Here is a 12,279-nt window from a genome sequence, read left to right as displayed (position 1 = left end):
ACGACCGGTCAGCGCTTGCTGCCCTGATCACGATGACGATGCGACCAAGCTGGAAGTTCAGGCCGGTGGACGCAGCCCTGCACGTCCGGGACAAACTCAAGGAGCAACGATACCGCTGGGATGACGATCGGCGCGTCTAGTGGCGCGAAGTGTCTGACGATGATCGGATCGCGGAGCATTTCTAGCTTGCCGCGAACGTCTATGCGGTCCCGGCGGGAGCCAGGAGGATGGGGTCCGAGGTCGAGAAGCTCACCGCTCTCATGAAGCTCCAATGAAGTGCCTGCGTCACAGCACGGGCGAACCCCGGTCGGCCGACCGCATGGCTCCGGCCTGCAGTCGATCCTAGCCCCCCTCTCGCTGCCGCCATGCCCCGGCGCACCACGCTCACCGATCGTCCCCTTGCGCCCTGCCTTACCGACCGGGACGTACGGTTTCGGCATGGACGTGCTATTCGGGTTCCTCGGCTATCGGACCTACGTCGATCAGTTCTTGTACGATGGCGTCGTAGCGTCGCGCCGCGATCGGGTCGACGCGGCGCGCTTCCGCATCACGTTGGCCGTCGATGTATTCGCTGCGCTCCATCAGGAGCTTCAGAGAGAACGCCAGTCTCGTCGCAGCCAGCGGATCACGAGGTGCGGTATCGGCGGGATCACGAAGCTCCTCAATCAGCGCTGCCGCATCGCGCGCGGTCGCCCGTGACACCAGGGTCGCTCCACGCGGCAGCAGACCACGCTCGACCGCGGTGCAGTCGATGGCCGCGCGGCCATCGGCAAGCGCCCCTCTCTTTTCCTCTTCGCTTCGGAAGACGATCCCGCGCACGGTACCGTCGAAGCTATGAAGTAGGAGATAGCCTTCCCGTCCCGTGTCTTCGTAGTGAATTCTGGCAAGCGTCATTCGTTCCTCCTGGTGTTTGCGGATCATTTTGGAGCCGCGAAGCGCGGGGCTCGTCTCGTTTAGGGGTCACGGCAAGAATATGAGTATGGCCCGACTACCGGTGGCCATCGGGACATTCCTGCGTCAGAAAGTCGAGGAGCGCAGGAGATGCGACTGGAAGGTATGATCCGCGGCCTGCGATAGAAGGACCGTGAGGTCGGGCGTCGTCGTCAGGAGGCGAACCTGGTTCGGCGGCTCCACGTCGGCCTCTGCCGATCGTGCGCGGACTGCTTCGACGAGCATGCATCCCGACAGGCCTTCCCTTCGACGACGAGACAGGCGAGATGCTCGTCTCGACCTGCCCGGTCTGCCTTCGGATACAACGCTGGCGGCATTCCGCCGGAGTGGCGTTCTGCGATGGCTGTGGAGAGAGCCTGCAGCAGCCGACCGAGACGATGGATGCTGCTCTGCGGGACGATCTCCAGGCTGGCGATCGGACTGAGCCAAGGCAGCGGTATCTTGTCTGGACGGGGGTTACGGGTCCGTCCATCACCGTCATATGAAGCATTACGCTCCTCCCGCGGATAGCTCGTTCGCTGTTCGCCATGTCCGGACGGTCGACCATGGATGACGAACTTCCGATACCAAGCGAGATGACGGTCGATCACGCGGGCTCCGTCGAGGGCCGATCCGTACGTCACTTCGAGGTCTCCTCGCCCGCCGCGCCCTCCCCCTTCCGCCTGGAGATCGAAGTCACGGGCGAGGCGGCCGAAGTTCGTTATCCCCCGGATCTTCCGGATATGGAGGCCTTCGAGGCCGCACTCGCCCCCGTGCCGGGAGCCGATCCAGAAGCGGCTGCTCCGCATGCCGATCCGCTCGATCAGGCTGAGCATCGCGTGACCGGCGCGCTGACCTCTGCAGGCTATCGAATGCGGCGGGTTGCCGCCCCGCTCCGTCGGCTCGAGGGGAAGCTCGACCTGAGGACAGGTCAGTTCCTAGCGCGTGGCTTAGCCGACGATGGCACGGAAGTGGATCCGGACCTCTCCCGCCGTCTCCAACGTATCGTCACGAGCGTCTTCGAGAACCGTACACCCGAACTGGTCGCCCGCATCGACGAGGCGACTGCGGCCGGAATGCATGGGGCGGCGGCTAGCCTGCTGACCGACGGCATCCAAGAAGGCCTGGTCGTCATGAAAGAGGCCCTTCTCGCCGCCGCCCTGCGGATCGACCTCGATCAGGTCGATGGAGACGTCATTCCGATACGACGTTTGAGAGTCGCCATCGCCACCGCGTTACAGCGCGAACCACTCGCCGAGGCGGATGCCAGAACGCTTCTGGCCGATGAAGCAACCACGGACGAACGGCACGCACTGGAAACGTTCCTTGGCACCGTCGCGATGCGCCAGGGCCGTGCCGAAAGCGCGCTCGTACGTTGGCGTCGCGTCCTCGCCGACGATCCGAAGGCGATCGACCGGGCGTGGGCATGGCGCAACGTCGCCCTGAGTCCCTCAGTCGATCTGAATAAGACCGTAGAGGCCGCGAGGGCTTCCGCCGACGCCTTTCTGGAAGCAGGAGAAAAGAATGATGCTATCGGTTCTTTGCTGATCGTGTGCGATACCGTCGCTCATCAGGGCGTCGATGTAGCAGCCGCGAACCTACGTTCGCTCGTCGACATCGTGGACGCCCCGGGTCTGCTCGGCGATGCCGACAGAGGCGCCATCCTCCATCTGGTCGCTCAGCGTCTTTTCGACTTCGGCCTCCTTGCCGATGCCCTCGTCGAGGCGGATCGCGCTATCCGGCTTCGCCGGGGCGTGCATGGTCTCGAGGACGCTCTCGTCTCGATCCTGACGCTGGCCAGGCTCGCGGCGGAGGGGCTCGAACGTCACGACGACGCAGCGGCCTATCGGGCGGAAGCCGCGGAACTGGGCGCCGCCTCGGGGTCGCAGGTACTCGTACGAGCCGAGCGTGTCCGACGGCTGCTCGACGACTTCGATCCGGTGGAAGCCCGGGCGATCATCGACGAACTGGCCCAGGACGACGACGACGAACTCATGCTGGCCGCCCGCCTCGCCACGGTCCTCTTCGATCGGTCGTTGAGCATGGATGACCGGATCGAGCATCTTGAACGGCTCGACCAGAACGCCGATCGGACCACGTCGTCACGTTCCAGGAACCTCCTTTCCCTCGCTATCGCCGATGCCCTCGAGCAGCAGGGCTACACCGATCGGGCGCGAGCACGCCTCGACGATCTTCTAGCGGAACATCCACTCGAGCTGCCGGCGCGCGAGGCCCTCGAGCGCCTGCTGCAACGGCATGAGGAATGGGCTGCTCTCATCTCCAGGGTTGAGGAGCGGATCGCCCTCTTCGGTGCCACCCGCGAACTGCTCGAGCGGCTTGCCGTCGCGGCTCTTCGAGACGGCAAAAACGAGCTCGCCATCCGGACGTGCTGGAATGCCCTGGAGCGTGACGATCTGACCGGTCCGCAGAAGGTCCAGTTCAACGAACTGATTCGGATGGCAGTCAGCAGAGGCGGCGATCCTGGCGCCCTGGTAGCGGCCTCGCCCCCGTCCCAGACGTCACGGCATCCGATCCTTCTCGAGGAGGTCGAACAGGCGATCAGAGACTACGCTGAATTCGTCGCATGCAACCGGCGGTCGACCTTCTGGCGTAACGAGGGCGGCAAGCGGGTATGGACGTCGAGGCCCGAGGAAGTCGCCAAGGCACTGTTCCAGACCTATCTCAGCGCCTGCTTTCGCGGACGGGCCGAAGTGATCGAGGAGATGGTCGCCGGCGGTGGCCGGCTCGACATCCTGATGCGCTTCGACGGTGGCCTGCGGGTGATCGTCGAACTGAAGATGTGCGGCCGCCCCTACTCGAGCAGCTATGCCGCGGCCGGCGAGCAGCAGCTTACGCACTACATGCGGATGCGCGGAGTCGAGACGGGCTTTCTCGTCGTGCACGACGGACGGACGAACATGGCCGGGACCCCGGTGCTCGATGGCGAGGCCCCGACCGGCCGTTCGACCATCAAGGAGATCGCAGTCATCGTCACGCCTGGAACGGATGGTCTCTGATGAACGTGATCCCTTAGCGCCCGCGATCGCGTCCAGAAAAAGCCATGCTCCAGCAGAGGCGGCCCATCGATCGTCAGGACGCGGAATCGCATCACGAAGCGCGCCCACGCTCATCGACCGATCATGCGTTAGCAGCGCCTCGCTTCAGGCCGGAAGCGCACGGACGCGATCGACGAGGCCTTCGACGATGACAGGATCGGCAAGCAGGCCCCGCAGGAAGCCTGCATCCCAGCTGTTGACGCCATACGTGTCCGTCGCGTCCTGCAGGCGAACGCCGAGTTCGACCCGCACCGCCGCCGACGTCGGAGCGGAACCGACCCGGCGACGTAGCTTTCCCGGCAGCGAACTCCATTCCCGTCTAACGGAATCCCGCCAGTCCTTACCCAGCAACGTCTTCACATGGAAATCGACGATGCGACGTCGACGGGGCAGCAGATCGGGAAGCGCGACCGGTTCGAACCGCAGCACGTCGAGATCATGCTCGAATGCTATCCGCCACAAAGCCCTCGACGCCCAGCGATCGTAGTAGGGATGGATGAAGCGCGTGGGCCGGCTGGGACCACGGTAGGTGTCGCCCTTCTCGCTACTGTTGCAAATCTCGCAGGCGGGCACGAGATTCTCGCGCAGGATGGAGAACTCGGGAAACCGCTGTCGCGGCAGGGCATGATCCAGGGAGCGACCGCCTAGCGAGCCGCACATCGGGCAGCTCTTGAAGGGAACGGCCGGACGTCGAATTCGCGCGATGGGCCCTGACCGACCGCGCGAATCGTAGAGGGCGAACAGTGCGTCTGCATCCGCGTCGACGAAGCCGGCGGGACGCACCCTCCACGGATTTCCTCTGAAGCGACGGTATTTCGCCGCAGCCGTCAGCCACTGCGCCTCTCGCCCGGACCAGTCGGGTTTGAGACATTGTGTCCGGATGATCTCGTCTCCGGCATCCGGTGGGAACGGCAGGAACCTCACAGATCGCCCCGGTGATCGACCAGCTCAGCGAGATACGACAGCGTCTCCGGGTTGAGGTCGTCAGCGAAGCGCTGCCGGATCTCGTGAAGCGTGGCTGCCGGATTGTCCGCGACGTACTTCTCGAGGACGTGCTGAAACCGGTGCTTCGGCCCGATGTCGCCGAATACGAACTGCGAGATGGTGTCGATGCTCGCACCGAACGTCTGCAGGGTCGGTGGATCGATCATGATCGTGTCGTCGTCGGCATCGCGGGTTATCATTCGCACCCGACGTGACGGTACCTCCCGCACGACGTACGCCGAATGCGTCGCGATCAGCGCGATCGATCCCGACCCCTCGAGAAGCCGGTCCAGCATCTCCATGAACTGCGAGATGTAGTTCGGGTGCAGGTGCGTCTCGGGTTCGTCGAACAGGAAGATCGTTCCCCGACGCAGCGACGCCACCGAATAGGCGGCGAAGCGCAGCAGCGCCACCTCGCCGCTGCTGAGGTTGCGGGCGCGTAGCCCTGCCAAGACGACGGGCGGACGGTCCGTGTCGATGCGAGCATACAGCTGCAGATTGCGCTGTTCGTTCATCCGTCGGAAGAGAGGGAAGTAGTCGCGTTCGCCTATTCGTATCGGGGCCGGGAGTGTGTCCGGCCCCGTCGGCTCGTTCAGGGCGACGTACAGTTCGTCGGCGATGCCGAGCGGTCCGAGCACCGCGTTCAGTAGTTCCATGGCCCCTGGACGCTCGAAGCCCTGGACGTCGCCATCGGCGCGCAGGCAGTCGACCAGCGCCATCGTCAGTCCGCCGTCTTCGCCGCCGCGTGCCCCGATCATTCGGTGATAGCGGTAGTCGATCCCTTCCCAGGGCGGCAGCGAGCTAGGATAGGGATCCGATGCGACGGACGAAATGACGATCAGGCGCGAGAAATCGGGCCGCGGACGGAACGTCGCGGCACGGTCGACGTCGAGTTCCGCCTGCCAGGGCGCTGCGATCCGCAATCCGTCGATCATCGCTTCGAACAGTCGCGTCTTTCCGGTGCCGTTCCGACCGACGAGCACCATCGTCCGGCGCGACAGGGGAAAGTCCTCGCCGAAGTCGGCGTCCAGCACATGCTCGCCGACCATGCCGCGGATGCTGGCCTCGACGGTGAACGAGCTCGCCGCATCGTCGACGTCCGGCCTGCGGTTTGGCGTGAGATAGCGATCGCCCTGACGGAACGCGGTCCACGTGCCCACGTCCCGCAGGACTCCTTGATGAAACTCGATAGTGCGGGTGAGCCGCTGGGTCTGCACGTCGTCGGCTTCCTGTTCGAGCCGCGCCAGCACCGCATCGCGCATCCGTCTGAGGCATCCGATCGCGTCGTCGAAACCGAGCAGCTCCACCAGCCGTCGATAGTCCCTTTCGTTCTCCAGCACCGAGACGAAGGGTTGTTCGATCCGACCGATGCTCGTTCGTGGGCGACGACCGTGCCGGCCGGTAACGCCGAGGTGATCGATCAGATAGATCTGCGTGACCCGATGGCCGTCGATCATGAGGCGCATCCGCAAGGGTTCGTCTGCGTCCTCCACGCCGACGAGATGAAGGTCGGCCCGGTAGATTGCACCGAAGTCGTTGAAGCCGCGGCGATCGGGCACGACGACGAGCGCACGTCCCCTGATCGCCCGTCGTTGCGCTCCCTCGCGCGACAGCGAGAGATAGATCGGAATCTCGGTTTCGGCTGGAATGCGGGGCATCTACGTCTCGTCGAGTTGATGTGTCGAGGTATCGATCGCCGGTCGGACTGCCAAGGCGTTACGTCCCCCATTCGGCGACGATGAGCCTATGAAGCCCGAGGCGGATCCAACGAGCCCGTCGAGGAGAGGCGAGCCGATCCGCGCCGAACTCGAACACAGAGTGGGAGACGGACTTCGAGCTGTCGCCCCCGGCAGTCAGCAGGCTGAACGACTGAAGGCAGCCCTGATCGATGCCAGCATGTGGTCGCAATACCTGGAAGTGGCCATCGGTCCGGATGCCGAGGTCTTCACCAAGGCTCCCGTCCTGTCGACGGTGGGATGGGGCGCCGACGTCGGCGTTCGATCGGACTCGTCCTGGAACAATCCCGAGCCGGAGGTGGTCCTCGTCGTCAATGCGGCAGGCGCCGCGATCGGCGCCACGCTGGGCAACGACGTGAACCTACGGGATTTCGAAGGACGAAGCGCGCTCCTGCTCGGCAAGGCCAAGGACAACAACGCCTCCTGTGCATTCGGCCCCTTCGTCCGGCTGTTCGATGCTTCGTTCACGATCCACGACGTTCGTTGTGCCGAGATCGAACTGGAGATCGAAGGTGGCGATGGCTATCGCCTGGAGGGACGCAGTTCGATAAACCAGATCAGCCGTGATCCTCTGGAACTCGTGCGTCAGACGCTTTACGAACATCAGTATCCGGATGGCTTCCCATTGTTTCTGGGAACACTACTCACGCCTGTCCAGGACCGGGACGTTCCTGGTCTGGGCTTCACCGACAAGGTCGGCGACGTCGTCCGGATCGGATCCTCCAGCCTCGGCCGTTTAGAGAACCGCGTCGTGACGTCGAAGGATGCACGGCCATGGACATTCGGAATTCGAGAGATGTTCCGGACACTGCAGGGGACGATGTCGGCACGAGCATGACCAGAACCACGTCGACGCAGGCGTGCTAACCCAGCTTGGATGGCAAGCGGGTCCTCGGGTCGGGCGGCGGCTCTGGCATCGGAGCGGGCATCGTCGAGGCGTTCATGAGCCAAAGGGCGAACGTCACCTTCTTCGACATCGCGCACGAGGAATCCAAGGCGCTGGTCGACCGCCTTCGAGGCGGCAGAGGCACGGTCGCGTACGAACGGGTCGATCTCAAGGACGTCCAGGAACTGAAGGCCGTCATCGGAAGGCTCACCGAGGCGAACGGCGGGTTCGACGTGCTGGTGAACAACGCCGCCAACGACTACCGGCACGTGATCGACGACGTCACTGAGGAGTACTGGGACGACAGGCTGGGCGTCAACCTGAAGCACATCTTCTTCTCAGCGTAGGCCGTCATACCTGCGACGCGCTGGAACGGCGGAGGAATGATCGTCAACCTCGGCTCGACCTCGTGGCATCTGAGTCCCCGTTCGTAGATCTCCATATCGGTTTCCGACGACATGTTTTGCCCTTACGCCTCCATGATCGGGCGTTTCGGCGCCCAGGACCCGAATTACGAGTCACGGCATAGGTACTCGAGATCGATCTTCGGGAATCGCATAGTGCGGGCGTAGCATTGTCAACGGCTCGGCGCGTTGTGCGTTCTTATTGATGCCGCGATCGTGATGTCTGCGCGATGGACCCGTAACGTCCATAAGAAGAGAGTCGAGACGATGAGGGCCAAGCGGCAGCCGTAGCTGCTGCCTGGTCCAGGCACGTGCTGCCATTCGATCAGTGCATGCTGGCGGGAAGCATTCGGAGCCGCCATCGCCCTAGCACCGTCCCGACGGTGGATGACATCGTCATGCACTCCTTCCCCGGTCGCTCAGGCGCTATGATCTGACGAACGCCCGATGCGTCGGTTCATCCGGACGATCCGTCGTCGGTCGGCAAGGCCCAGCCGAAATGATTCTCGTGTGGAATGTCGTCCGTCGAGCCGTTGTAGCGAGCATCGAGAAACCGTCGGACAGCGTCGGCATCAGGTGTCTGACGGTGGAGCTCGAGCCCCCACCCCTTCAGCGTGGCCAGGACGTTGAGGTCCATCTGGAACTGGAGGGCGTCAGCGGTGAACGCAGCCGGGTCGACGTCGGGGATCTGGCCGGCTTCCAGGCGCTCCATCGCACGCCGCATGACCCCAATATGGACTGGCAAGTCGTGGAGCGGCGTCTCTCTCGATTCCTCTTCCACCGAGGCGTTGAGAACGATGCTGTATATCGCGTTGATCAGCTGCCAGTCCGGAACACCAGAGCGATGCTGCTCATCGATCGCACGGCGTGACGTAGGGTTAACCATGAGTTGCGGAACGACCTCCCGTGCGACGACCGCGGTCCGCGAGTAGCGGTTTTGCAGGGCGATCCGCGCAAGCCGGGCGGAGTACCCCGGGGCGGGGCCGTCCCGCCAGGCAAGGTCCGGGTGTGCCAGAGGCGGCGGCTCCGCGAGGTTTGGCTGACTTTCCGCGGTCAAATCGGGAAGGCCGCCGACGAGTAGCGTCCTGACGTCACTCAGCAGCTGTCCGGCCGGCTGCACCCAAAATGCACGAGCGGTGAGGCCGCGCTTCATCTTGGTCTCGAGCACTGCGCGGTATGCCTCGAACGGCATGGCGGTAGCCTGCAGGATCATGGTCGATACCATCGCCATCGTCCGTGCGGTTTCGTCCCCGGCTTCCCCGGAAGCGGGAAGCGTGATCACGAACGTCAGAACCCCGTTGTCGGGCTGCTGCTGCATCGTGGACTCCGATGTCACGCCGATCTCCACCCGGACATGCACGTCGCCCGGGATGATCAGGAGGTCTTCGTCGGACAGGTCGACGAGCGCGATCTGCAAGGCCGCCCCTATGCGCTCCGCATGGATGCGCGATCCGGCATCCGCCTCGATCGACCAGTCGATGCCGAGCGCGTGCCACTGGAAGCGCAGCGTATCGCCCAGGTCGTTGAAGAGGCCCTGGCCGGTCTGTTCGGCGAGCTTCGCCTCGACCTCACGGACGCTCATCGCACTCCACGGTTTCTTGCCGCTCATCTCCCGGATCGATCGGCCATAGGCGGAGTCGATCGTCCAGCCGTCAAGGATCGCGTCGGCATGCGGGAGCAGGGCGGGAGCCATCGTCGCGATCATCGCGCGCATCTGGCTCGACTGGGCGATGGCAGCCGAGAACTCGTCCTGCTTCTCGAGATCTTCGGGATCGGCGCTGAAGCTCAGATGCAGTTCCGCAGCGCGCCCGGCCGCCGCCATGTACGTCAGGCCCTCGCCGTTCAGCAGGTAGGTGTTGGCGTAGAGGAAGGCGGCGTGCGAGATCATCGGACGCAGTCCGTCTCGCGTGTGATGACCGATCGCGTAGAACGCCGCAGCGGCATAGTAGCGGGCGGCCAGGGGCAAGTTCAGCGTTAGATAGGCCTGAGCCAGCTGAAGCATGGCGAGCACCGAGCCATGCATGTTCTCGGAGGTGAACCATCCCTCCTTGACGCGCTGCAGCTGGTCGATCGCCGACGTGAGGCGGTCGGCCTGCAGATACCCGAGGGCGCGTCTGCGCGCCTGGTCCGCCGCTGCCGCCTTTCCGCCCCGTTCGGCGACGACGTCATCCACCCGGTCGGCTAGAGCCCGGAAGCGGGGATGCTCGCCGATCACCGGGACGACCATTTCCAGAAGCGTGGCCAGTGCGTCGGCGTCGGCGAAGGGCGACTCCGCCGCGAGATTCATCGCCAACTCCCAGTGCGTCAACAGCCTTTCGGCACGCACGTCTCCGGTATCGGCGGCCGTCGCCGCGTCGAAGTCGAGATGTCCGCGGACGAGCAGCAGGCGGAACCGCGAGCCTGTGGCGAGATCGCCGGCCAACGCCCGATCGATGGCGACCCGCGCCTGTTTCGTCCAGGCCAGAGCCTTCTCGAGCGGCGCCGAGTAGTCGCCCTGACGGCAGGCGGAGGAAACATAGGACGCCAGCACGGTCGCATCCTCCACGTCGGTAGGGTCGGGATCGGCTTCCCCGGCGAAGCTCTCGAAGAACCGATCGAGAGCCCACTCCACCGGATCGAGCTGTCCTCGGCCACGTAGGTGGGCGACGGCGATCTCGTATAGCGCCTTTCGCTGGATGGCTCCTTCCTGCGAACGCGCGATGCCTTCCATGAGGGTCAGCCACCTGCCAAGATCGGGCCTGAATTCCGGCGTGAACGTGGCCTTGCGCAGTCCACGCTTCACTTCGATCAGATCGGCCTGATTGGCGATCTCCCGTACGGCATCGAACCAACGGTCCTTCAGGCGGGCGTATTCGCCGTCGGCCTCGATGGGCGGATACATCTCGGCCGGCACGGCCAGGAACTGCTCCGCGATCCAGAAGTGCTCGGGTTCGGCAAGAAGACTGGCGATCGCCTGCCCATCGAATATCTCAAGTTCGGCTCCGTGCTCCCTGCGGCACCAGGCCTGCAGCTTGTGCCGCTTGGCGACCGCTAGGTCGGGCCCGGCGTAGTAGTAGATCGCGTCGGGCTTCGGATCGCCACTGCACATCGTTCCGATGTCGCCCCTGATCTTGCCTTCGAGCTTCTTGTCGAGCGTGCAGCCGAATACGAGCACGGAATCGCCGTCGATGCCGGCCGCGACGCCGGAGGGGGTACGACCGTTGGCGATATGGGAGCGAAAGCTCTCGAAGTCGCGTCCCTGATCGCCCCCCGCCTGGACAGGACCGGTCGCGGGTATCAGCCGGCGGCTCACGGTCTGGCGAGCGAGCTCGAACGCCAGTTCCTCGAAGAGGTGATGTTCGTTCCGGGGACTCATCTGCTCCAGCTGGAAGCGGATGTACTGGCGGAGCTGATATCGGTTCTTCATCACGTGATCACCTCTGCCAGCGGTTGGATCACGTCCTGCGCGGCGCTGCCGCCGACGATCTGGCTTCTGACGCCGACGAGCGCAATGAGGCGCTCCATGTCAAGCGCCGACGAGAATGTCGAAGACGTGGCAATCCTTCCGGCGCGCCCTGTTATGGCCTTTTTCTCCAACGAAGCGCTCGACCAATCGGGTCGGCGCAGTTCCGATCGTAGGTCCACTGCATCTTCGATGTCAGAACGGAGACGGATAGCGATGAAACGATCATCGATCACGGCGCCCCTCCTCCTTCGGTCATCGCGACCGCCATTCTCGTGGGCCACTCCGCATCGGCGTTCCGACCGTCCTGTCGATGCTGACCGACTTTGGTGGCGATGCAGCCGCTTGGCCAGGCTCAAGGAAGGAGCGAGCGCCCGATGACCATGCGTCACGGGTCGCTCGATCATCCGGCGCGGTCCATGCGCTAGCTCGCGATCGGAACGGGAAGCATCGACCGGACGGCGTCGCGAAGCTCGGGTCGATTGGCGCCCTTCATCGCGCGCGCGACCCAGGCGACGAAGGCGTCCTTCTTCACGCCCTTCATCGCTGCGAGACCGGCCAGCACCTGATCCTTCCGATCGTAGACCTTCAGCAGAGCCGGTAGATCCCGAGCGGTGATCGCATCGGCAAGAGCCTGGCGGACCTCGCGACCGATGGCAGCGACGTCGATCAGCTTAATCTGCCGGGTCAGTTCGAGCTGCAGCGCAGCCTCGTCGGGTTCCTTGCCGAAGCTCACGATCTTCAGCGCTCGATCTATCCGGCGGCGGCAATGTCCGAGCGCGATGGCTGAGCTGCTGCCGGTTTCGTGGACACCAAGATAAGGTGTTTTCGGAACCGGAGG

8 protein-coding genes and 1 pseudogene are annotated in these 12,279 nt (G+C 64.2%); 3 read left to right on the top strand and 6 right to left on the bottom strand.

Annotation, left to right across the window (positions count from 1 at the left end):
• Window positions 1-447 precede the first annotated feature (447 nt).
• Entirely contained in the window at window positions 448-894 is a 447-nt protein-coding gene (locus IFT82_RS16170; RefSeq protein ID WP_192128721.1) for a hypothetical protein, read from the bottom strand.
• Between the two features lie 602 nt (window positions 895-1,496).
• Here IFT82_RS16170 and IFT82_RS16165 point away from each other — a divergent pair.
• Window positions 1,497-3,947: a hypothetical protein gene (locus tag IFT82_RS16165; RefSeq protein WP_192128719.1), complete on the top strand. Its 2,451-nt coding sequence runs from the start codon at window positions 1,497-1,499 to the stop codon at window positions 3,945-3,947.
• A gap of 144 nt (window positions 3,948-4,091) precedes the next feature.
• Here IFT82_RS16165 and IFT82_RS16160 read toward each other — a convergent pair whose 3' ends face one another.
• Together IFT82_RS16160 and IFT82_RS21370 are read right to left on the bottom strand one after the other, a co-directional pair.
• Entirely contained in the window at window positions 4,092-4,910 is an 819-nt protein-coding gene (locus IFT82_RS16160; RefSeq protein WP_192128717.1) for an HNH endonuclease, read from the bottom strand.
• Window positions 4,907-6,529: an AAA family ATPase gene (locus tag IFT82_RS21370; protein WP_192128715.1), complete on the bottom strand. Its 1,623-nt coding sequence runs from the start codon at window positions 6,527-6,529 to the stop codon at window positions 4,907-4,909. Before IFT82_RS21370 ends, IFT82_RS16160 begins: the two co-directional genes overlap by 4 nt.
• A 235-nt stretch (window positions 6,530-6,764) precedes the next feature.
• Between IFT82_RS21370 and IFT82_RS16150 the strand changes: the two are divergent.
• Both IFT82_RS16150 and IFT82_RS16145 read left to right on the top strand, forming a co-directional pair.
• Window positions 6,765-7,544 (top strand): annotated as a pseudogene (locus IFT82_RS16150) (fumarylacetoacetate hydrolase family protein); the annotation flags it as partial.
• A gap of 35 nt (window positions 7,545-7,579) precedes the next feature.
• The gene (locus tag IFT82_RS16145; protein WP_192128713.1) at window positions 7,580-7,939 is read left to right on the top strand and encodes an SDR family NAD(P)-dependent oxidoreductase; all 360 of its coding nucleotides are present in this window, start codon (window positions 7,580-7,582) and stop codon (window positions 7,937-7,939) included.
• A gap of 514 nt (window positions 7,940-8,453) precedes the next feature.
• Here the strand turns inward: IFT82_RS16145 and IFT82_RS16140 are convergent.
• The 3 genes from IFT82_RS16140 to IFT82_RS16130 form a co-directional block, all read right to left on the bottom strand.
• Window positions 8,454-11,402: a hypothetical protein gene (locus IFT82_RS16140; RefSeq protein WP_192128711.1), complete on the bottom strand. Its 2,949-nt coding sequence runs from the start codon at window positions 11,400-11,402 to the stop codon at window positions 8,454-8,456.
• Window positions 11,402-11,674, bottom strand: a complete 273-nt coding sequence (locus IFT82_RS16135; RefSeq protein WP_192128709.1) for a hypothetical protein — start codon at window positions 11,672-11,674, stop codon at window positions 11,402-11,404. Before IFT82_RS16135 ends, IFT82_RS16140 begins: the two co-directional genes overlap by 1 nt.
• A gap of 188 nt (window positions 11,675-11,862) precedes the next feature.
• Window positions 11,863-12,279, bottom strand: a 417-nt coding sequence (locus IFT82_RS16130) for a hypothetical protein (protein WP_199860547.1), incomplete at its 5' end; no start/stop codon positions are given.

The organism is Sphingomonas sp. CFBP 8760 (assembly GCF_014841615.1).
GTDB lineage: Bacteria > Pseudomonadota > Alphaproteobacteria > Sphingomonadales > Sphingomonadaceae > Sphingomonas.
This window is presented reverse-complemented; position numbering and strand designations above follow the sequence as displayed.